The 22,069-nt window shown below is 49.7% G+C and carries 23 protein-coding genes; 15 read left to right on the top strand and 8 right to left on the bottom strand.

All coding sequences use genetic code 11. From position 1 onward, the window contains the following. Nucleotides 1–3 precede the first annotated feature (3 nt). The 10 genes from ribF (at nt 4) to AC4PME_RS09425 (ending at nt 12,479) form a co-directional block, all read left to right on the top strand. The gene (gene ribF / locus AC4PME_RS09470; protein ID WP_119501968.1) at nt 4–936 is read left to right on the top strand and encodes a bifunctional riboflavin kinase/FAD synthetase; all 933 of its coding nucleotides are present in this window, start codon (nt 4–6) and stop codon (nt 934–936) included. A gap of 54 nt (nt 937–990) precedes the next feature. Next, complete coding sequence (ileS, locus tag AC4PME_RS09465; RefSeq protein WP_491046144.1) at nt 991–3,810, top strand: isoleucine--tRNA ligase; 2,820 nt, start codon at nt 991–993, stop codon at nt 3,808–3,810. Further along, entirely contained in the window at nt 3,803–4,321 is a 519-nt protein-coding gene (gene lspA / locus AC4PME_RS09460) for a signal peptidase II (RefSeq protein WP_303573080.1), read from the top strand. Before ileS ends, lspA begins: the two co-directional genes overlap by 8 nt. Before the next feature lie 14 nt (nt 4,322–4,335). Continuing rightward, nucleotides 4,336–4,782 (top strand): FKBP-type peptidyl-prolyl cis-trans isomerase, encoded by a 447-nt coding sequence (fkpB, locus tag AC4PME_RS09455; protein WP_303573081.1) that lies wholly within the window; start codon nt 4,336–4,338, stop codon nt 4,780–4,782. Nucleotides 4,783–4,800: 18 nt separating this feature from the next. Continuing rightward, entirely contained in the window at nt 4,801–5,745 is a 945-nt protein-coding gene (ispH, locus tag AC4PME_RS09450; protein WP_119501964.1) for a 4-hydroxy-3-methylbut-2-enyl diphosphate reductase, read from the top strand. Between the two features lie 156 nt (nt 5,746–5,901). Then, complete coding sequence (locus tag AC4PME_RS09445) at nt 5,902–6,522, top strand: type IV pilus modification PilV family protein (RefSeq protein WP_491046145.1); 621 nt, start codon at nt 5,902–5,904, stop codon at nt 6,520–6,522. Then, complete coding sequence (locus AC4PME_RS09440) at nt 6,519–7,358, top strand: PilW family protein (RefSeq protein WP_491046146.1); 840 nt, start codon at nt 6,519–6,521, stop codon at nt 7,356–7,358. Before AC4PME_RS09445 ends, AC4PME_RS09440 begins: the two co-directional genes overlap by 4 nt. Then, nucleotides 7,358–7,930, top strand: coding sequence for a PilX N-terminal domain-containing pilus assembly protein (locus AC4PME_RS09435; RefSeq protein ID WP_303573084.1), 573 nt, complete (start codon nt 7,358–7,360; stop codon nt 7,928–7,930). Before AC4PME_RS09440 ends, AC4PME_RS09435 begins: the two co-directional genes overlap by 1 nt. Nucleotides 7,931–7,941: 11 nt before the next feature. Beyond that, nucleotides 7,942–12,009 carry a PilC/PilY family type IV pilus protein gene (locus AC4PME_RS09430; RefSeq protein ID WP_491046147.1) on the top strand — a complete coding sequence of 1,356 codons (4,068 nt, stop codon included), beginning with the start codon at nt 7,942–7,944 and terminating at the stop codon, nt 12,007–12,009. Beyond that, nucleotides 12,009–12,479, top strand: a complete 471-nt coding sequence (locus AC4PME_RS09425) for a type IV pilin protein (RefSeq protein WP_491046148.1) — start codon at nt 12,009–12,011, stop codon at nt 12,477–12,479. The genes AC4PME_RS09430 and AC4PME_RS09425 overlap by 1 nt, the downstream gene beginning before the upstream one ends. Nucleotides 12,480–12,485: 6 nt before the next feature. On the opposite strand, the gene AC4PME_RS09420 is transcribed toward AC4PME_RS09425, so the two are convergent. From AC4PME_RS09420 to AC4PME_RS09405, 4 genes are read right to left on the bottom strand one after another with little or no spacing between them, the layout of a single operon-like run. Further along, nucleotides 12,486–13,004, bottom strand: a complete 519-nt coding sequence (locus tag AC4PME_RS09420) for a hypothetical protein (RefSeq protein WP_491046149.1) — start codon at nt 13,002–13,004, stop codon at nt 12,486–12,488. 14 nt (nt 13,005–13,018) lie between these two features. Further along, nucleotides 13,019–14,137, bottom strand: coding sequence for a hypothetical protein (locus tag AC4PME_RS09415; protein ID WP_491046150.1), 1,119 nt, complete (start codon nt 14,135–14,137; stop codon nt 13,019–13,021). After that, nucleotides 14,130–14,735 (bottom strand): hypothetical protein, encoded by a 606-nt coding sequence (locus tag AC4PME_RS09410; RefSeq protein ID WP_491046151.1) that lies wholly within the window; start codon nt 14,733–14,735, stop codon nt 14,130–14,132. The genes AC4PME_RS09415 and AC4PME_RS09410 overlap by 8 nt, the downstream gene beginning before the upstream one ends. After that, nucleotides 14,729–15,238, bottom strand: a complete 510-nt coding sequence (locus tag AC4PME_RS09405; protein WP_491046152.1) for a prepilin-type N-terminal cleavage/methylation domain-containing protein — start codon at nt 15,236–15,238, stop codon at nt 14,729–14,731. Before AC4PME_RS09405 ends, AC4PME_RS09410 begins: the two co-directional genes overlap by 7 nt. An 83-nt stretch (nt 15,239–15,321) precedes the next feature. Here AC4PME_RS09405 and AC4PME_RS09400 point away from each other — a divergent pair, with 83 nt between their 5' ends. After that, on the top strand, nt 15,322–15,708 hold the full coding sequence (locus AC4PME_RS09400; RefSeq protein WP_491046153.1) for a type IV pilin protein: 387 nt from the start codon (nt 15,322–15,324) through the stop codon (nt 15,706–15,708). Here the strand turns inward: AC4PME_RS09400 and AC4PME_RS09395 are convergent. Beyond that, nucleotides 15,705–16,247, bottom strand: a complete 543-nt coding sequence (locus AC4PME_RS09395; protein WP_491046154.1) for a GspH/FimT family pseudopilin — start codon at nt 16,245–16,247, stop codon at nt 15,705–15,707. The two genes, AC4PME_RS09400 and AC4PME_RS09395, sit on opposite strands and share 4 nt — an antisense overlap. Before the next feature lie 247 nt (nt 16,248–16,494). Between AC4PME_RS09395 and AC4PME_RS09390 the strand changes: the two genes are divergently transcribed. Continuing rightward, nucleotides 16,495–16,833, top strand: coding sequence for a P-II family nitrogen regulator (locus tag AC4PME_RS09390; protein ID WP_119501953.1), 339 nt, complete (start codon nt 16,495–16,497; stop codon nt 16,831–16,833). A gap of 55 nt (nt 16,834–16,888) precedes the next feature. Here the strand turns inward: AC4PME_RS09390 and AC4PME_RS09385 are convergent, their stop codons facing one another. Together AC4PME_RS09385 and ygfZ are read right to left on the bottom strand one after the other, a co-directional pair. After that, nucleotides 16,889–17,374: an FKBP-type peptidyl-prolyl cis-trans isomerase gene (locus AC4PME_RS09385; protein WP_491046155.1), complete on the bottom strand. Its 486-nt coding sequence runs from the start codon at nt 17,372–17,374 to the stop codon at nt 16,889–16,891. A gap of 53 nt (nt 17,375–17,427) precedes the next feature. After that, nucleotides 17,428–18,390 (bottom strand): CAF17-like 4Fe-4S cluster assembly/insertion protein YgfZ, encoded by a 963-nt coding sequence (gene ygfZ / locus AC4PME_RS09380; protein WP_491046156.1) that lies wholly within the window; start codon nt 18,388–18,390, stop codon nt 17,428–17,430. Between the two features lie 142 nt (nt 18,391–18,532). Between ygfZ and AC4PME_RS09375 the strand changes: the two genes are divergently transcribed. The 3 genes from AC4PME_RS09375 to AC4PME_RS09365 are packed head-to-tail and all read left to right on the top strand — an operon-like array spanning nt 18,533 to nt 20,147. Further along, nucleotides 18,533–18,784, top strand: a complete 252-nt coding sequence (locus AC4PME_RS09375; protein WP_119501950.1) for an FAD assembly factor SdhE — start codon at nt 18,533–18,535, stop codon at nt 18,782–18,784. Then, nucleotides 18,771–19,211, top strand: a complete 441-nt coding sequence (locus tag AC4PME_RS09370) for a hypothetical protein (protein ID WP_491046157.1) — start codon at nt 18,771–18,773, stop codon at nt 19,209–19,211. The genes AC4PME_RS09375 and AC4PME_RS09370 overlap by 14 nt, the downstream gene beginning before the upstream one ends. 6 nt (nt 19,212–19,217) lie before the next feature. Next, nucleotides 19,218–20,147 (top strand): MaoC family dehydratase, encoded by a 930-nt coding sequence (locus AC4PME_RS09365; protein WP_491046158.1) that lies wholly within the window; start codon nt 19,218–19,220, stop codon nt 20,145–20,147. Nucleotides 20,148–20,158: 11 nt separating this feature from the next. Here the strand turns inward: AC4PME_RS09365 and nadB are convergent, their stop codons facing one another. After that, nucleotides 20,159–21,850, bottom strand: coding sequence for an L-aspartate oxidase (gene nadB / locus AC4PME_RS09360; RefSeq protein ID WP_491046159.1), 1,692 nt, complete (start codon nt 21,848–21,850; stop codon nt 20,159–20,161). Nucleotides 21,851–22,069 lie beyond the last annotated feature (219 nt).

The raw sequence follows: 22,069 nt of genomic DNA, 5'->3' as shown, positions 1-22,069 counted from the left end.
CAAGTGGAATTAATTCGCGGTCTTCATAATTTGCGCCCCGATCATAGCGGGTGCGTGCTGACTATTGGCAAGTTTGACGGTGTTCACCGGGGCCATCAGGCAGTACTGGCAAATGTACATGAAAAAACCCGTGAACTCGGCTTGCCTTCTACCGTTATGGTTTTTGAGCCTCAGCCCGAAGAGCTGTTCAGTCCCGATACAGCTCCTGCGCGCCTGAGTACCTTACGGGAAAAATATCAGTTACTGAAAGCACAGGATGTTGACCGTTTATTGTGTGTCCGCTTTGACGAGTATTTTGCCAGTCAGTCTGCAGACACCTTTATCGAAGAGTTGCTGGTTGAGCGTCTCGGCGTGAAATTCCTGGTGGTAGGCGATGACTTCCGTTTTGGCCGTGGTCGCCGCGGTGACTTTTCCATGTTGCAGCGGGCAGGGCAGAGCATGGGGTTTGAAGTCGCAAGTACCCAGAGCTTTATGGTCGATGATTGCCGCATCAGTTCCACAGCAGTGCGTGAAGTACTGGCTGCCGGTGAATTTGAAAAAGCCGGTAACATGCTGGGACGGCCATTCGTGATAGATGGTCGGGTGGTACACGGGGAGAAAAAAGGGCGCACAATCGGGTTCCCGACTGCCAATGTATTACTGAAACGTTCCCGCCCGGCCATTAACGGCGTATTTGCCGTAACCGTGGATGTGAATGGCACCCGCTATTATGGCGTAGCCAATGTGGGTTCCCGTCCGACGGTGGCAGGAAAACGCACGCAACTGGAAGTGCATATATTTGGCTATAGCGGTTCGCTGTACGGCGGGCAGATAAAAGTCTATCCGGTAAAGAAATTACGGGATGAGGAAAAATTCGCGTCATTTGACGCATTGAAACAACAGATTCAGCGCGATGCGCAGGCAGCAAGAGCGCTGTTTGGCATTGCCGGCATTTAATTATCAAATTGTTGCGACTTTTCGCAACGGCAGGTGGACGGAAATAACGAGTTTATGAGCGATTACAAACCGACATTGAATTTACCGGAAACGCCTTTTCCTATGCGTGGCAACTTAGCGCAAAGAGAACCGGCGATGCTTAACGATTGGCAGGAAAAAGACCTGTACAAACAAATTCGCGCAGCAAAAGCAGGTAAGACGCCATTTATTTTGCACGATGGCCCTCCTTATGCGAACGGTGATATTCACATTGGTCACGCTGTAAACAAAATTCTGAAAGACATTATCGTTAAGGCTAAAACCTTATCTGATTTCGATGCGCCTTATGTTCCCGGTTGGGATTGTCACGGTCTGCCCATCGAATTAATGGTTGAAAAGAAAGTCGGTAAGCCGGGCGTAAAAGTCTCTGCGGCTGAGTTTCGTCAGAAGTGCCGCGACTACGCGCAAAAGCAAATCGATGGCCAGATGGCAGATTTTAAACGCCTCGGTGTGTTTGGTGAGTGGGATAATCCCTATAAAACCATGGATTTTAAGTCTGAAGCCGACATCATCCGCGCGCTGGGCAAAATTGCAGACTCCGGACATCTGGAAAAAGGTTTCAAGCCGGTTCACTGGTGTACAGATTGTGGTTCAGCGCTGGCAGAAGCAGAAGTTGAATATAAAGATAAGGTTTCGCCAGCTATCGATGTGAAATTCCCGGTAGCGGATGCAGACGCAATTGCTGCTGCATTTGGTGTGTCTGCCGGTGACTTAAAAGCGCACAATGCGTCAGCGGTTATCTGGACCACCACGCCATGGACATTGCCTGCCAACCGTGCGATTAGTTTGCATCCTGAATTGACCTATTCGCTGGTCGAACTGGACGGCGGTGACTGGATAATCCTGGCGGAAGATCTGGTCGAAAGCTGTATGTCACGTTACAGCGTGGAAAACTTTAAAACAGTGGCAACCTGCACGGGCCAGTCACTTGAAAAGCTGACCGTAAATCACCCGTTCCTGGATATTACTGTACCGTTCATTTTAGGTGACCACGTTACTACGGATTCCGGTACCGGCCTTGTACACACAGCACCGGCTCACGGTGTGGACGACTTCAATGTTGGTAAGCAATACGACATCGAAGTATACAACCCTGTTGCAAACAACGGTGTCTATAATGACGAAACGCCGCTGTTTGCCGGTCAGTTCGTGTTCAAAGCAAACAAACCGATCATCGAAAAGCTCGAAGAGAACGGCAACCTGCTGCTGAATATCAATTATGAGCACAGCTACCCGCATTGCTGGCGCCATAAAACGCCTATCATTTTCCGTGCTACGCCTCAGTGGTTTATCAGTATGGATAAAAAAGGCCTGAGAAGAGCGTCTCTGGAACAAATTGAGAAGACAGAGTGGATCCCTGAGTGGGGCCAGAACCGTATCGAGAAAATGGTAGAGGGGCGTCCCGACTGGTGTATCTCACGTCAGCGCACCTGGGGTGTTCCTATCCCACTTTATGTACACAGTATTTCCGGTGAACTACACCCGGAGACTGCTGCTATCATCGAAACGGTGGCGCAAGCTGTTGAGCAAAAAGGGATACAGGCCTGGTGGGATCTGGACGATGCCGCACTGTTAGGTGCTGATGCTGAGCAGTACGAAAAGGTAACTGATACGCTGGACGTATGGTTTGACTCTGGTGTAACGCATTATTTTGTTATTGAACGTCGTGACGACATCCCTGCCAGCGCTGACTTGTATCTGGAAGGTTCTGACCAGCACCGTGGCTGGTTCATGTCGTCTTTAATGACCTCCACGGCTATGTATGGCCACGCACCTTATAAAGAAGTGTTGACGCACGGTTTCACTGTGGACGCGCAGGGCCGCAAGATGTCCAAGTCCATCGGTAACGTGGTTGCGCCGCAGCAGGTCACGAACAAGCTGGGTGCAGACATTCTGCGCTTGTGGGTAGCGTCAACTGATTATCGCGGCGAAATCGCGGTGAGCGATGAAATCCTGAAACGCGCTGCTGATGCGTACCGCCGGATCCGTAACACTGCCCGTTTTCTGCTGGCAAACCTGAATGGTTTCGACCCGGTTAAAGATGCGGTTGCGCCGGATAATATGGTTGCTCTGGATCGCTGGATCGTTGCCCGCACTGAAAAGCTGCAAAATGAAATCATTGAAGCGTACAACAATTACGACATGCTGGTGGTATCACAAAAACTGACTCACTTCTGTTCAATTGAACTGGGCAGTTTTTATCTGGATATCATTAAAGACCGTCAATACACGGCGAAAGGGGATAGCAATGCCCGCCGTTCGTGCCAGACTGCGTTGTACCACATCATCGAAGCGCTGGTTCGCTGGATGGCTCCGGTCACCAGTTTCACTGCTCAGGAAATCTGGGATGCGTTACCCGGTGAGCGCAGTGAATTTGTCTTCACTGAAGCCTGGTACGAAGGTCTCGGTGGCTTTGCGACAGAAGGCGGCTTCGACGACGCTTACTGGCATAAAGTGATGACCGTGAAAGACGCGGCGAACCAGGCGATGGAGCAGGCGCGTAAAGACGGTCAGTTAGGCGGTTCACTGGAAGCGAATATTAAACTGTTTGCAGATGACACACTGAAATCTGTGCTGGACAAGCTGGAAGATGAACTGCGTTTCGTCCTGATTACTTCCGGTGTTGAGCTGTTGCCGTTAAGCGAAAAAACAGATAGCGCGAAAGCCACAGAGCTGGATGGCCTGTTCATTGAAGTGACGAAGAGCAGCGGTGAAAAATGTGTTCGCTGCTGGCATCACCGTGATGACGTGGGCAGTCACGAAGCGCACCCTGAATTATGCGGACGTTGTGTAACTAACGTCGACGGTGAAGGGGAAAATCGTCAATATGCCTAAACTGTTGACTGATACCGGCCTGCGCTTTTTATGGATAAGTGCTGTTGTGGTGGTACTGGACTTATGGAGCAAGTACGAAGTTATCGGCAAAATGGCATTATCTGAGTCCATTCAGATATTGCCGTTTTTCAATTTAACTTATGTACGTAACTACGGTGCCGCGTTCAGCTTTTTGCATGATGCCTCAGGCTGGCAACGGTGGTTTTTTACCGCTATTGCAGTAGGGGTGAGTGCCGTTATTCTATGGTGGCTGAAACAGGCCGGAAAAGGACAGAAGCTGTTACCGGTGGCGTTTTGCTTTATTTTGGGCGGTGCCATAGGTAACGTTTACGACCGGCTGGTTCACGGTTTCGTTATCGACTTTTTAGATTTTTATGTTGGTCAGTCACACTGGCCTGCTTTTAACCTTGCAGACAGCGCCATTTTTATTGGTGCTGCTTTACTGGTGTGGGACATGCTTACCAGTAAAGATGAAAGCAATGCGTCTGACAGCGCCGGTTCAAATTCGTAACAGGAGCACGCAGTATGAGTGATTTTGTGATTAATGCCCAATCTGAAGTGATCATGCACTTCGATTTAAAGCTGGAAGATGGCTCTGCAGCTGACAGTACCCGTCTGAATAAGCCGGCCAAGCTGGTGATGGGCGATGGCAGCCTGACACCTAACTTTGAAGCGTGCCTGCTGGGGTTGAGTAAGGGCGATAAAAAGGCCTTTACGCTGGCCCCTGAAGACGCTTTCGGTCAGCCTAATCCGGATAACATCCATCATATGGATCGCACCCGTTTCAGCCATGATTTAAACCTTGAGGAAGGTATGATCGTGGCGTTTTCACAGCCTGACGGCAGCGAAGTACCGGGCATTGTCAGAAGTCTTGCCGGTGATTCTGTTACCGTAGATTTCAATCATCCGCTGGCAGGTCAGACGGTGATTTTCGATGTCGAGATACTCGACGTTATTAATTCTGCAGCGTAAGGTTTAGCGGAGCGTTTTATGCAAATACATCTTGCCAACCCCCGAGGCTTCTGTGCGGGTGTAGACCGTGCCATCACTATTGTTGAACGTGCACTGGAAATGTTCAGCCCGCCTATCTATGTACGTCATGAAGTGGTCCACAATAAATTTGTTGTGGACGGACTAAAAGAGCGTGGCGCACTGTTTGTCGATGAGCTTGATGAAGTGCCGGATGACAGCATCGTTATTTTTTCTGCCCACGGCGTTTCTCAGGCAGTACGAAAAGAAGCAGAAGCCCGCGGACTGAAAGTGTTTGATGCAACCTGTCCGCTGGTAACGAAAGTGCATATGGAAGTGACACGCGCCAGTAAAACCGGCACGGAATGTATCCTCATCGGTCACGCCGGACACCCTGAAGTAGAAGGTACAATGGGGCAGTACAATAATCCGGAAGGTGGCATTTATCTGGTGGAATCCAGCGAAGATGTTGCAAAGCTGGAAGTGAAGGATCCGCAGCATTTGTATTTCTGCAGTCAGACTACGTTATCGGTAGATGACACTGCGGATGTTATCGATGCACTCAGAGACAAATTCCCGGCAATCAGCGGACCACGCAAAGACGACATTTGTTACGCTACGCAAAACCGTCAGGATGCCGTGCGTGAACTGGCGACAGATTGCGAAGTGTTGCTGGTTGTCGGTGCTACGAACAGTTCGAACTCCAACCGTCTGCGCGAACTCGCGGAAAAAATGGGTGCGCAGGCGCATCTTATTGCCGATGAAAATTGTATTCAGAAAGCGTGGCTTGAAGGTGTTGAACACATCGGTGTTACCGCCGGTGCCTCTGCGCCGGAAGTGCTGGTGCAGCGGGTAGTCAATCAGCTTAAGGCATGGGGAGCGCAAAGTGCTTCTGAACGTCCCGGACGTGAAGAAAACGTAGAATTTGCCGTGCCTAAAGAGTTACGTATTAAACAAGTCAGTTAATTCCTTCCCCGATACGCCTCTCTTCATCGCGGAGTGTTACTGCTCCGCGAATTATACTTTTCAATACCCAACGATTTCTGCCGATACTTATTAAAATGCCCCTCTGATGTAGGATAAATGCGGGGTAAGTTTAATTTTTGAACAGGTAGACTAGTTATGCGTCAGCATACGTTGCAAAAACGGCAAACCGGTGTGGGCTTCATTGAAGTCCTCATAACGTTGTTCGTGCTTGCTATCGGTCTGCTTGGCGTTGCATCGCTGCAATTTGTGGGGTCTTTTGCGAACAGGGATGCGATAAGCCGCACACAGTCTGAGCTGGTTGCCGAACAGGTAGCAGAGCGGTTACGGGCTGCCACGCGGCCGGCCACGGCAGGCGACGGAATGGTAGTGAATAACGCTTATTTCAGTAGTAACAATTATAATTTTGCCACGCTGTCCTGTGGTTCCGGTGATACGTATGCCTGTCACTGTCTGAGCCTGCCTTCTTCCGTTCCTGACTGTGAAAGCGGCACATGCAGCGAAGCACAGATAGCGCAGTACGATGCGTGGTCATTGTCCTGTGCAGCAGTACAAACTAATAAAGCCATTACACTGGATGTGTCCTGCACTGACAGTAACAGCGGAGATGCTGACACCTGCTCAGCAGGCTCCCGCATTCATATTATGCTGACCTGGCCGGTTTCGTCTTCCTCCAAGCAACAGTACACGTTAAATACCCGGTGTAACCCTGACTCCGGCGACAGTAATGCCTGCGTGGTTAAGGACATCACTCTATGAATCAGCGGGGCTTTACCTTAATCGAAATGATGATCGCGCTGGTGCTGGGTCTGGTGATCAGCGGTGCAGTGATCCAGACAATGGTCAGTTCCAGAGTGACAAATTCCCTGAATCAGGCGGTCAGCCAGGTGCAGGAGTCAGGACGTTTCGTTATGGCAAGGCTGAACCGCGAAGTGATTGAGGCCGGGCGCTACGACCAGGTAGTAGCCAGAGTGGATACCACGGTAGACCCCCTTGTTGAAGCGGCATTTATTCAGAACCGTCCTGTCGGCTTGCCGGGGGATTATCTGTCCAGCGCATCCCTTGGCTCAAGCCAGGGCGGAAGCGGCGCTGATGATGAACTGGTCGTGAATTTTCTGGGGCGGGAGGATTGCACCGGAAACCGTTATGGCTACACAGGCAATGACGAATTTCACGTGGTGAACCGTTACTACGTGTCCGGAGAAAAGCTCTATTGTTCAGGATACGATGGCCGGGCATTGCGTGGTGTAAAAACGGCAAAAGGTACCAGCAAGTCGGTGGTTCTGATGGATAATGTCGTGAGTTTTCAGGTGCAGTACGGCGTTACGGCCACCGCCACCGGTTCTCAGGGACAAGCTGTTCAGTATGTCACCGCCAGTCAGTTGTCAGCATTGCGTGCGGTTAACCGGCAGGTTGTATCGGTACGCATCGGGGTGTTGTTAAAAAGTGATGCATCTCAGGTGTCGAATATCGCCAGCCGTAATATTGCCGTACTGAATGAGAGCGCGGTAACTACTGACAGCGGGCACTATTTTCAGGTGTTCACGCAAACACTGGCGTTACGCAATATGAAGAATTTTGTGAGGAGCCTGTGATGCAAGGATTAAAGCCTCAGCAGGGTATGGTACTTATTCTGGCGCTGCTTATTTTGTTATCACTGACTATCCTTGGTGTCAGTGCTGTGTCGTCTAGTCTTGGGCAGAGTAAAATGGCTGTGTCGATGCAGCGTTCCGGTCAGGCTTTCGATGCTGCGGAAGCGGCACTGGCCGGGGTATTTTTTGAAGCTGAAGACGAAATTTTACTGACCGATTCCAGTAAAACCGATCCCTTGTCAGAAGCCCGTCAGGGAACTCAGTTTGATCCTGATACCGATACATTGAGTTGTTCTGATCAGAACTGGACTGATCGCCGGGTAACTACCTCGGTACTGAATACCGGCTCTGAACATAACGGCAGCGGTAATTATCAGAATGATATGCGTACTGAAAGCTGGTCGAAAACCGCTTTCGTACGTGAGCAGGCCTGCAGAGGCTCAAGTAATGTGATTGGTGGCAGTAACGTTAACTGTCACGTGTTTGTTGTCAGAGGGTGTGGCAAGGTAGCCGAGCGTTCAACAGTGGTGGCAAATACCGTGACTGCCGCTGTTATCGCGCCCGCTTCGCAGTAGGAATTATGAAAATGAAAAAAGTATCACGCTGGTTTATTTCATTTCTTATGTGGTCGTGCATCGGCTTCGCGGCATGGGGTGACGATCTGGATATTTATCTTGGGACAGCAGACTCATCGAAAACCTATTTGCCAAATGTACTGTTCATTATGGATACATCGGGCAGTATGGCGGCTTATGACAACACCAGTCAGACAAGGATGCTCAGAGTACAAAATGCGCTGAAAGCGGCGCTGGACCAGGCAACCAATATCAATGCCGGCCTGATGCGTTTCTCTGATTATGGCGGTCCGGTACTCTTTCCGTTACAGGGAATTGACGAAGCCATTAATCCTGAGCTGATCACGTCAACCGGCGGCAGTACTGACGATGCCTCCGAGATAAACGGCTCGGTGTACGTGAACACCAATGCGGTTTATTTCACCTACGGTACGGCAACAGTAACAAGCGGTTTGCGTTTTACCGGTTTAAATATTCCTCAGGGCGCCACGATTACCGGCGCTTATATGCGTCTGACGTCCTCACAATTAAACTCAGCGGCTTCTGTGATCACTATTCGCGGTGAACTGGCGGCCGACAGTCAGCCGTTTTCCACAGCATCATCTGACATATCATCAAGAGCCACAACCGCAAGTCAGGTTGACTGGACCACTGATAATGAGTTTCCCGTCACTGATGATGTGATTTCAACACCGGATTTTTCACCAGTCATACAGGAGATCGTGGATCAGGCGGGCTGGTGTGGCGGTCAGAACCTGAGTCTTATTCTTGAAGGTAGCAGTACTGACAGCAGCAGTGAGCGCAAAGCCAGATCGGCAGATTACGGCACCACAGGCTCTCCGCAACTGGTGGTCACCTATGATGAATCCACTGCCACAGGCTGTATTTCCGGCGAAAGCCTGTTTCAGGTGTCTTCAACCCGGGACAACGCTGAGGAAAAGAACAACGGCTATCAGTCCACCGGTACTGAGCTGACCATGAATTCAAACTACAACGCGTACATCGGCATGCGTTTTACCAATATTAACGTGCCAAAGGACGCTACCATCAATAAGGCTTATCTGGTCTTTACCGGTTATGACTATCACGGCGGCAGTGCGTCCATGAAAATTTCGGCATCGGCAGAAAATGATGCTGAGGATTTTAAGAACTATAGCCGCTATCTGCTCAGAAATAAGTCGAAGACCAGTGGCATTACCTGGAACATGCCAACCTTTTATCGTAAATGGCAGCATGTCTCTCCGGATATTTCCAGCGTGGTTCAGGAAGTGGTTAATCGTGGTGGCTGGAGCGCCGGTAATGATTTAATGCTGATATTAAGTGATTTTTACGGTGACCGGGGAGCTTATTCGGTGAATGGCAGTGCGTCACGTGCACCACAGCTTTACATTCAGTTTAACGGCAATGCAACGCCGGGCGTTTCTTCCACCGTACGTGAGCACCTTATCGGCAAAGTGGACGAACTTAAAGCCAGTGGTTACACCCCCATTGTGGATACCCTGTACGAGGCAACCCGCTATTATGGCGGCTTGTCTGTGGACTATGGCCTGACCCGGGGTAACAACAATGTGTCAGGTGACGTGCGTAAGAGTACCCGGGTCAGTCACCGTAATTCTTACAGCGGCTCAGATCCGGTCCGTCCTTACGGTTGCAGTGACGACAACCTGAGTGATGCGGATTGTATTAATGAATACATTCCATCCGGCGCTACCTATATTTCTCCGGTCACAGATTTGCAATGTCAGACCAATAACCACATCGTGTTGCTGTCTGATGGTGAAGCGAACAGCAACCACAGTGTCAGTAAAATTCAGTCAATGCTGGGCAAGTCCTGTACCGGTTCCGGTGGTGAAAAGTGCGGTCTGGACCTGGTGAAGAACATCAGTAAAACGGAAACGTCTGTGATAGACCGTCGTGTTATCACCCACACTATCGGTTTTGCTGCCAACAGCAATGCGAACAATTTCCTTAACCAGATAGCGCTGCAAAGCGGCGGTGGTTTCTATCAGGTGGATAACAGTGATGATTTGCTTACGGCTTTCCAGACTATCCTGCGTTCAGTAAAAGACGTAAATGCTACCTTTGTGTCACCGGGTGTGGCCGTTAACCAGATGAACCGTCTGACCCACAAAGACGAGCTGTATTTCGCTTTATTTAAGCCATCAGAGGGCACTATCTGGCCCGGTAACGTGAAAAAATACAAAATTAGCGGTGACACGATTCTGGATAAAAATGGCGCAGGAGCTGTGGACTCTGTAACAGGATTCTTCTCAGATTCATCTCACAGCTACTGGTCCACGCTGGCCGATGGCAACGATGTGAGGGAAGGCGGAACGGCCAGTCAGATGAATATCAACCGTAATGTGTATTTCTTCGACACTCCGGGTTCTATTGTATCCAGTCTGAATGCCGTGCATGAGAACAATGCGCTCATCACCACCGCAGATCTGGCCATTACCACGTCATCTAATCCGGTAACCTTGAGAAGTGAGTTGCTGAAATGGTCCCGGGGTGTCGACGTTAAAGATTCTGACGGTGACGGCGACTCCTCAGATGTGCGACTGCAAATGGGCGATCCTATTCACTCCCAGCCGGTCATAGTTAACTACGGTACCAACGATTCAGCCATTTTTGTTGCAACCAATCAGGGTTTCCTGCATTCCTTTGATGCGGCCACCGGTAAAGAAAACTTCGCGATTATTCCGAAAGAGCTGATGGCCAATCTGCACGACTTTTACCAGAATGCCTCTTCGTATACACACATCTATGGCCTTGACGGTGATATGGTTCTGCGCACAGTCGGCAGTAAAACCTACCTGTATCTTGGCATGCGTCGTGGTGGCAATAATTATTATGTTTTCGATGTAACCAGCAAAACATCTCCCAAACTGGTATTTGCAATCCGTGGCGGCACAACCGGACTTGAGAAAATGGGACAAACCTGGTCCCGTCCTACCATTACCAAAGTGAAAATGGGCAGTACCGAAAAGAATGTCATGATTGTGGGTGGTGGTTACGCAGACGGTCACGATACTAAGCTGACCCGTGATCCTGATGGTATTGGTAATGCTGTGTACATGTTTGATGCAGATACCGGTGCGTTACTCTGGCACGCCAGTAACAGTGATGCCAACCTCAATATTGCTGAGATGCAGTACAGCATACCAAGCCGGATTTCAGTGATTGACCGTGATAACGATGGTTATGCAGACCATATGTATGTGTCAGACATGGGCGGGCAGTTGTTCCGTATGGATATCTACAACGGCAAAACTGGCAGCGACTTTGTTAAAGGTGCCCGTATCGCTGATTTAGGCGGGGCAACCAATGCAGATAACCGCCGTTTCTATTACGGTGCAGATGTCTCTGAAATCGCGCTGGGCGATGAGTTATTCTATGGCGTCGCTATCGGCTCTGGCTGGCGCGCATCGCCGCTGGATGTAGATGTGGATGACCGTTTCTATTTCATTAAAGACAAAGGTGTTTTTGAACACGACAGCAACGGCGAATATGTGTTCAACACAGGCGTAACTGAATCCACTCTGTACGATGCCACTAATTCGTTACTGAGCAGTTCAGACGCCAACACACAAAGTGTGGCGGCAACCCAGCTTGCAGGCAAAGATGGCTGGTTTATAAAGCTGACTACCGGAGGGGAAAAAGTGTTGTCTTCACCTCTGATCATTGATTACAAAATTTTCTTCACTACGTATGTACCGGCTGCGAGCTCAGAAAGTGACTGTGCGCCACCTACCGGTAACAGCCGTGCGTATCTGGTAGATATGTTGACGGGTAATGCAGTGGATGATCTGAATAATGACGGAGATATTGATGAAAAGGATCGCTACGCTGAGCTGAAACAGACCGGTATTGCGCCTGAAACGAAAATCCTCATTGAGGAAATCGTGGAGCCGGTGGTTTGTCTGGGCACAGAATGTGTGTCTGCGGTGATTAGCGTTGACCAGGATGGTAATGAAGAACAGTGCACATCGGCCTTTGCCTGTCTGGCACAAAATATCTTCGGCCGTTTCGAACGGGTACAGCAAAACAGCTGGACCACAGAGAAAGAGCGGCAATAATGAAAAAGGATAAAATTCAAAAAATGCGTGGTTTTACTCTGATTGAACTGATGATTGCGGTGGCTATTGCGGGCATCCTGGTGGCGGTAGGATATCCCGCTTACCAGGGTGTTATTCAGGAAGGCTACCGTAAGACGGCACAGTCTGATTTGATGGCGTTTGCAGCAGCAATGGAGCGTCATCATACCGGGAATTTTACTTATGAGGGCGCTGCGTCAGGTGGTAGTGATACCGGTACACCAACTATCTTTAATAACTGGTCACCGGCCTCTGAAAGTGCCTCAGATAAGCGCTATACCCTGACCATTCAGGCTGCCTCTGCAACTGACTATGAGATAAAAGCTACGCCGGTGTCCGGTACCAGTCAGGCATCGGATGGCATCATTTTGTATTACAGCGACGGGCGCAAAGCTTGGGATGAAAATAATAGCGGCAGTATCGACAGCTCAGAGTATTGCTGGTCCTGCTGATCCCTCTCATGGTGTTAAAGCATTCAGCCGGCTGATTTTACGCACATCTGCAGAAATGAGCGGGTGAGGGCTGCTCACTGTGACCGGACTACTGGCCTGGATGCCGTCATGGCTTGTCCAATTCACCGACAGGGTACCGGATTTCAGCACCGGCCAGGGAACATCTGCTGTTGCCGCAGTGCCGGTTACATTTCCTGAATGGATATAGCGGGGCTGAATTTGCCAGCTGACTGTGAACTGCATTGCCGGCGCAACCGGTCCGCTGTTCACTGTATGCGTACCACTGACCACGTTGGCTGACAGGTTATTTCCCTGAGTGAAAAAGTCAGTCATTTCACCTGTACCGTTTCTTCCGGTATCTGACAATTGTTTGCCCAGTGTCTGCGCGAGCAGTAATCCCTGATTTGCGTCATGAAGTGCCAGCGCTGCTGAAATGCTTGATTGCATGGTCATCAGGCAGGCAGTGAGAGAGCCGGTTAAAAGAATAAATGCCACCAGCAATTCAGTCTGTATAAATCCTTTCATCGTTAACTGTCCCGTCATGGATGTGCTGTCCCGGGCACTATGCCGGTTTGTTGTAATAAAGGGTGGTGTTGCAGGTTTTGCAGAATCGTGTAGTGATAGGCCACTCGGAGGTGACTGTCTGCTGTGGCGGGATGATTAAGTAGCAAACTGCCGTTAATAATGGCGCTGTCTGAAATCTGTATTTTCCGGCTAAAACCGCTGTTGTTTCTGTAACTGACAACAACGCCGTTCACCACCGCATCATCTTCCATTTTGATATGACCATTTTCTACAATGAGCAATACAGGGGATGCAGTGTTGCCCAGTATTTTGTTACCTGAAAGCGTACAGTCACCTTTTACGTATACGATGACATCTGAAGCAGGCAGAGTCTGACAGTCCGTGTAGATATTACGGCTCAGAAGAGCAATGGTGGTTAAGTCAGCGTTATCCAAATCCAGCCCGAAGAGATAATCTCCCGGTGGTATGGCGATTTTATTATCTGCATCTTTGATATCAGCACTTTTAAATGGCGTATTACTCAGCGGTGATGCCGGACATAAGTCTTGTCCGGTAAATGAGTCCGCACAAGTCATCCTGCCATTGACTGACATATCAACAGAAGCTGCGGACCACAATGAATAAACAAAATCCGGATGAGACCCTGCCGGTGGGAGATACAGCGCAAATGTGCCCAGTAACGGCGTTGAACCGTTGTACACCACAGGTGCGGCCGGAATGGAGAGCAAAAAAGGAAACTTTGTCAGTTCCACGCGGGAGCTGAGCATACCATTGTCCACAGCGCGGCTGACGTCCAGGATGATGTTGCGAACTGTTGCATGGCGGACAGTCTGAACGCCCGGCTGACTTAATACCATATTCGCGCCGGAAAGCAGGGCAGGTGGCCAGCTGGCTGCATAATTTATTTCGGCCTGAGCCTGAATCACATCACCGGCAAGATCTGCACGGGTAACAACTGCATTTTTTCGTAACAGAAACTGCGTAGCAGAGCCGGACAGCATAACAGTCAGTGTGGCACCTGCCGGTACAACAATTAGCAATAACAGCAGCACTGTGCCGGTCCATATTGCTCCGCGTGGCGTTAATTTGTTGCCGGAGCATTGCTGCCTGTGTTTTCGGGCAAGTCTAATCATGATATACCGTGACAATAAATGTATTTTGTCTGGAAATGTCACCGGCTGTTTTGAGGCTCATAGCAAGAGACACCGTGATATCGGTGGTTTGCTGTTTCCTGTCCAGACTCACAGTAAACTGATCGACAGTCACAAAATTTGGATCGGTAATATCCTGCCATCCGGACTGAGTACATGTGCGGCCGTTAATCCGTGTTTCCAGGGCCTTGCTTCTGAGTCTGAAACCTCTCCTCTCATTCACAGGGTGACTGTCAATAACACCGTTCAGATTGAGATCTGATGCATAAATGATACAACTGCCGGCCGGTTCATTTCCGTAAGCGCCGCTTGCCAGCTTTGAGGTGAACGTTGTATCCGGATTCCCTGACTGAATTAGCGTTTGCAGGTAATTTCCCGTTTTACCGCTTTCCCTTAACTGTTGCCGCAGTAACGATGTGACACGAACCATTTCATCTTCCAGCAACAGAGCACTTGTCTGGCGTTGCTGACTGTTTTTCACTGAAGCAATCAGGGATGCTGAGGTGGCAATGAGCGTCAGGCCGGTCGCCATGGAAATGAGCATGCCGGACAGACTGAAGCCCGCCTGAATTTTTAACATGCCCGGTATCCTCCGTAGTCCATATTTTCAAGACAAACCCGGATGCGGCCCTGGCTGCTTACAATCATCTTGCCCCGGAGTCCAGACACATCGAATGTCAGGGAGCCTGCGTTACCGGAAGCTTTACCGCTGCCCTTGCTGAACCGGCCGAAATGAGCCGGGTTAAACGTATTATTAACCAGCGACGTGGCCGGGTAGCCGCCACTGTTCACCGGCTCAAAAAGTGCTGAAGCTGAGCAGGACGCAGGAATATTGCAATGACACACCGTTGAGGTAACCACCGTACACCAGGATGTGCCGGCATGGATGGCAATGTAACCGTGCTGGCCGCCGGCAAGTGCCACAGCCTGCGCCCGTCTGAATTGCAGTTGTACTGCATCCAGTAACCTGGTCAGTTGTCCAAGACGATATTGATGTTGAATAGCAGGCAAAGAAAGACTCGCGACTATCGCTGTTATGGCAAGTCCGGCCAGCAGTTCTGTAAGCGAAAATCCCTGACGCATAACAACTGTCCTTTTAGGCGGCAGCGAACTGTTCTGCCGGTTTGATAAAGTGATGTCAGTCTATTTTGTGAGCAGGGAATTGTATGCTGTACCAAAGGAAAGATTTTTTACCTCAAAAAGGTTTAACGCTGATGTCACTGATGATGGCACTGGCTGTCACCGGTATTCTCAGTGCATTGTCAGTACCCGGCTTCGTTGATTTGCTTAACCGGCACGAACGGCAACAGGCAAGAAGTCAGCTGCTGCGGTGGCAGGCCGAGCAAATACGGTTTCGTCTGGCGAATGCGGGTTATGCCGGTCAGGTAGCGTTATCGGCCCCGGTCATTAAGAAATATACGTTCACGGTCATTAACGTTTCTGCTGGCGGGTATGTGCTTCGTGCTGACAGGGTTACTGCATTAAACGATGGCTGCGATACGTTGACGCTGGATGCTGCAGGCACATATGCGCCCGTAAAATGCTGGCATTAGCAGGACAAATCGCTGCCGTTGAGATCTTCTTTAATGCCGTTACCACTGGCATCTGCGGCAACAGATACGCGGCCGTATAAAGTAACCAGCACGGCCGATGCGGCTTTGGCATCCTTTGACGACGGGCAAATTTTGATGGTGACAGCATTGCTGACACTGCCATCAGCGGCAAACGTCAGGGTGCCTGATACTCCGTCCAGTCCAAGGCCGGTACCCAGAGGATCAGTAGAGAGTATAAGCGGTTCATCGTTGTCTCTGGCACCATTCAGATTGGCATCCATAAAAACGATTTTTGCCTGAGTCCAGTCATTTGAACAATTTTTGTAGTCAGATGTGGGGCAAAGCAGGGTAGTCTGCTCCTGATCAATGGCAGTAAAACGGGCCATCCGCACAGCGCCGCTGATATCATTTACAGCCGCTATCACCCGGTTTTGCTGGAGAACGGACTGCATGGCAGGTGCGCCGACAGTGATCAGCAGAGCCATGATGGCTACAGTGATCATCAGTTCTATCAGAGACAGTCCTTTATGCGCGTTCATACCTGTTGCAATTATTCAGTTACCCGAAGGTCAGATTAACCGAAATGCATAGAAAATGCGTATATAAAAGACAGCAAACGGCTGGATGTCTATACTTTACTGTGCAAAGTAAAATGCAGTTCCGGTGTGGTAATTTGCAGGTCAAAGAGATGCTTTGTCTATGTACGTCAGGCAATCTTTGTGTAAACTATTGCAGTAACGACATAGACTTAGTCGTATCAGTTCACTAAACAACGAGTAGCAAGTTATGAAAAAAATTGAAGCGATTATCAAGCCGTTCAAGATGGATGATGTTCGTGAGGCACTAGCCGAAGTAGGAATTGCCGGCATGACCGTCACCGAAGTAAAAGGCTTTGGACGTCAGAAAGGGCACACTGAGCTGTATCGTGGTGCTGAATATCAGGTAGATTTTCTGCCAAAGATTAAAGTGGAACTGGTACTTGCAGACGATCAGGTTCAGCAGGCCATTGAAGCCATTGAGTCATCAGCAAAAACTGGCAAAATTGGTGACGGAAAGATCTTTGTTACCACGGTTGAAACGGCTATCCGTATTCGTACCGGTGAACAGAACGAAGAAGCGATCTGATACACAAAAGCCGGTGAGCTGACGCTGCACCGGCTTCTTTTATTCCGTTCATGGCTTAGTGGTTATGACCGCAGCCACCTTCACCATGCACATGACCATGTTCCAGCTCTTCCTGAGTCGGTTCACGGATATCGACTACTTCCACATCAAATTTCAAAGGCACACCTGCCAGCGGGTGATTGCCGTCCACAATCACTTCTTCTTCACTGACTTCAATAACGATCACGGATTGTTCGCCGCCTTCAGAAGTAGCACGGAAAGACATGCCGGGTTGCACATCCATACCGTCAAACATTGACTTAGGTACGCTTTGTACAAGTTCGTCTGCACGTTCACCGTAAGCTTTTTCAGGTGAAACAGCGACGTCGAATTTATCACCCTTATTTTTGCCCATCAGAGCATCTTCCAGACCTTCAATCAGGAAGCGTCTGCCAAGCAGCACAACCAGCGGGTTTTTGCCTTCTGAAGAGTCCAGTGTAGTGCCGTCTTCTGTTGAAACGGTATAGTGTAGTGTTACCACACTGTCTGACGTGATTGTCATAATATTTCCTGTTTTGGGGTGTGTTTTCTCAACACGTGAATTTGCATTGCCTGCTATATAGTATATGGCAATGCGTAAAAACATGCCTGAACGTCAGGCGCGTCCGCCAGTCTGTGTGGCGTGTCTGCTTCAGTGTCGTTGGGCAGCACGGCCATGAACCAGGTCTCTTTGCCCAGTGTTGCACAGCGGATAACAGTGCCGCCTCTGCGCCATCCTATATCCAGTGCCTTCTCGACGGTATCACCTACTTTAACATCAATTGCCGCGGGTAAACAAAATACGTATCCCGCGCGCTTATTTTTACCCAGGTAACGGGTGCGGGCTACAACTTCCTGACCCATGTAACAGCCTTTATTAAAATCGATACCGTCCAGCGCCTGTACGTTCATCATCTGGGGAACGAACTCGTTAACCACTTCACCGCTGACTTCAGGAATGCCCTGAGACACCATTAAGGCGTCAAAAACGCAATAATTGTAAGTTTGGATGTTCTGTTCTGCCTGCCACTGTTCCAGCGTGCCGGCAGCATTTTCATTGAGAACCAAAATAAATACATCCTGCGGATAATCTGCGCGGATCGCTACACCTTCTGAGTGCTGAACAGTGGCCAGTGTCTGTTCTGGCAGTGAGCCGAAAAATTCGCTTATCCACTGCTCTGCCTGTTTGCCTTTCACTGCATATTGCTTCAGCTGGCTGTCTTTTTTCTCAATGGTAACTTTTGAAAATACGCCGTATTTTTTTAACTGTTCCAGAGAGGCTTCTGCACAACCTGATGGCATCAGCATCAGAATACTGTTCTGCCAGCGGCAAACAGTGCTGAGCGACCATGTCTTACCTTTAAAGTCACAATGCGCAGCATGGCGGGCTGTATTGTCAGCAAGATTTTTTACATTGATGGTCAGTTGTCCGTGCAGGTAATCATTTTGCTGCTCACCTTCAACAGCAATGACTGTGGAACCCGTCAGAGGAATAACAAAGTCTGAAACTAACTCATTAAGTGAATCTGGCGTTGACATAAACCGTCCGTAACTTTTAAACGTGAACTCTAACTATGGGGGGCGAATTGTAATTCACAAGTTTGTAATCTGACAAAAAGTACGGTGAGCCGGCGTAACTCTTCTGGTATAGTGCTGCCGTTCAATGAAGAGGTCCTAATTGATGTTCACTGAGAAAAGACGTAACCGGCTAAAGTGGGCATGCCGCCGGGGCATGCTGGAACTGGATGTATTATTTCTGCCATTCGTAGAAGAAGCATTCGACGACTTAAACGACGACGATCAGGTTTTATTTGAACGTTTACTTACCTGTGACGACCCGGATTTGTTTGCCTGGTTCATGGGCCATCAGAAATGTGAAGACCCTGAGCTGGCAAGAATGGTCAAAATCATTCTGGATCGTGTCAAAGTATAGCTTCGTTATCCGCTACCGTGCCATCCGGATGGCTGCGGTAGCTATCCCTCTTGCGGCTGCAGGCATCGCGATATGGTCATTGCCTGCCAGCGTCACTTCGTGGTTTCCTGATTACACTGTTTCCGTGTTCCTGTGCTCTGTCGTGCCGGCCTTTCTGCTCATCCTGCTTGCCGGGCAACACAAGATGCGACAAGGTTATGAAAGCATAACGGTTGACGGAAACCGGTGGTATGAGCCTGCCCGCAGCGGTACAGTGAGGCCGCTGACAATATCATCCGGCAGCAAAGTGACGATTTTCGGTATTTATCTTGCCGGTACAGATTATGATGGCACAGCCTGCTATCGCTGGGTGTTACCGGGGGAATGTAAGAAGCTTTGCTATCGTCGTCTGGTGAGGCTGGTTCAGCATCAGTCACAAGGGGATTGAGTAACTATGATGAGTTTATTGTACCGGGCGCTGACGCACCGCCCTGACAAACAATTGCTGAAGCAATTTAAGCCTCCTGCGGTGCCGGGTGTTCATGGGGGTAAAACACAACTGATTAACCCTTCACATTATCACCGTTACTGCGATATTACCCACTGGCAGCACGGGGACAGACTGCACCCCTGTTATCTGCAGATGCTGTCTCTGCCATTGCAGATGCGGTGTCTGGCTCACCCGCGAAGTCCGTTCCCCTTATTGGGCCTGGTACACAGGAAAAACCAAATCAGCCAGCAAAGCGGGATCAGGCTGTCTAAACCTGTCACTTTGCGCACGGGTTTTTCTGCGGTCACACCTCACCGGCGGGGCTGGGATATTCATATGTATACCACTGCTACGCAACAGGAGAGGGAATGTTACCATGCAGAAGCTACTTATCTGGTGCGGGTAAAAGCACCACATGTGGGCGACAGTGCAGAGCCTTCAGCCTCCCAACATGAGCCTTCAGCGCCACCGTATAAACCTTCAGCGCCAGCGCATAAAAGCGCTGAGGAAGCAGAAATTGCTGAACGCTGGCAAAACATTGCAAGTTTTTCTGCTCCGGCGGATGCCGGGCGGCGTTATGCAAGGATTTCGGAAGATGCCAATCCCATTCATTTAAGCGCATTCACTGCGAAACTGTTTGGTTTTCCCAAAGCGATTGCCCATGGTATGTGGACGCTGGCCATGGCGGTGAGTTATGCAGAAACAGATAAAGCTGATCACAGCACCAATATAAATTGTGATTTTAAGCGCCCGCTGTTTCTGCCCGGCCATGCGGACCTTAAAATCAGCAGGGGAGAGGGCATAACAGATTTCCTGCTGGAAAATTCAGCAAATGGTGAGCCATTAATAAAAGGTGCCGTTAAATCCGGCGAAACCGGTTCAGCGAAAAACTGAACCGGCGGTTGTTAAAGCTGCTCTTCTTCCCGGTAAGTACTGGTGGCCAGTGTACCGGGTTCAGGCTGACATTTGGCCGGTAATGGTTTGAGTACTGTGGGTCTGGCTTGCGGTAGCAGGTCCGGATAGTCCACATTGTAATGCAGGCCCCGGCTTTCCTTACGGTTCATTGCGCAACGCACAATCAGCTCTGCAACCGTCACCAGATTACGCAGTTCCAGCAGGTTATTGCTGACCCGGAAGTGTGCGTAATATTCCTGAATTTCCTGACTCAGCAACTGGATCCGTCGCAGTGCGCGCTCAAGTCTTTTGTTGGTGCGGACAATACCCACGTAATCCCACATGAACAAACGCAGTTCATGCCAGTTATGCTGAATGATGACTTCTTCGTCTGAATTCGTAACCTGTGATTCATCCCAGGGCGCAATCGTCTCTTCAGTGTAGTCGTCCTGCAAATGAGTAAGGATGTCTTTCGCGGCAGCTGCGGCGTAGACCACACATTCCAGCAGAGAGTTTGATGCCATGCGGTTCGCACCATGCAGGCCGGTATAAGCTACTTCACCTATGGCATAAACGTTATCGAGGTCAGTTTTGGCATTAAAGTCAGTCATCACACCACCGCAGCTATAGTGCGCGGCAGGCACCACGGGAATAGGCTCCTTAGTGATATCGATGCCCACAGACAGACACTTGCGGTAAATGTTCGGGAAATGCTTTTCAATGAAGTCAGCCGGCTTATGACTGATATCCAGATACATACAGTCAGCACCCAGACGTTTCATTTCGTAGTCGATGGCACGGGCAACAATATCCCTGGGCGCTAAATCGCCCCGTTCATCGAAGCGTGTCATAAAGCATGTCCCATCAGCATGGCACAGCTGTGCACCTTCACCCCGCAGTGCTTCGGTAATCAGGAAGTTTCTTGCCTGAGGATGATACAAACAGGTGGGATGGAACTGATTGAATTCCATATTCGCCACACGGCAACCAGCACGCCAGGCCATGGCAATACCGTCACCGCTGGACACATCCGGATTAGATGTGTACTGATACACTTTGCTCGCGCCGCCCGTGGCCAGCACAATGAAACGGCTGCGGATAACTTCAACATGGGCCTGTTCCAGATTCCACGCATACACACCGGTACAGTGCAGGTTATTACTGCGGGACTTAATTAAGTCGATGGCGTTGTACCGTTCCAGGAAGCGGATATTGGGGTGGGATGACACGGCATCATTCAGAGTAATTTGCAGCGCTTCACCGGTTGCATCGGCAGCATGTAAAATACGGCGGTGACTGTGGCCACCTTCACGGGTCAGGTGAAAACGCTCCTCACCCTGCTCATTCGTTTCAGTATCAAAAGGTACGCCGTGATTAATCAGCCAGTTCAGTGCATCTTTGGCATTTTGGGCTGTGAAGCGTACCGCGTCTTCTTCACACAATCCGGCACCGGCATTTAGTGTGTCAGCAACATGTGCCTCAACAGAGTCGTGTTCGTCGAAAACGGCGGCAATACCGCCCTGGGCGTATCGGGTCGATCCTTCATTGCGGTCGCTTTTGCTCAGCACAATCACGTTACAATGATTTGCCAGTTTGAGCGCCAGACTTAATCCGGCAGCACCACTGCCGATGACTAAAACATCACATTGGTGCTCAATTCCTTTCGGATCCGCTGATGTTAGTGAAGAAGCCACTGATTTCATGGTATTTTAGCGGTTTACTTGTAGGCTAAGGTCCGGCAAGTCTAAAGGAAGCACAGCAAAACGCAAAGCATAGAGCGCGCGTCTGCAGGATTTTTCTTATATTATTTATTGATAATTTAAAGATTGTCCGCATTTTTTTGCGAACTTATTGGGAATAATGCAGTCTACCTGATGCTTGCATGAGCTGTTTATGTGGTAGATGTTAAGGAGAAATAGCTC

The organism is Alteromonas sp. (genome assembly GCF_984505615.1).
This window is presented reverse-complemented; position numbering and strand designations above follow the sequence as displayed.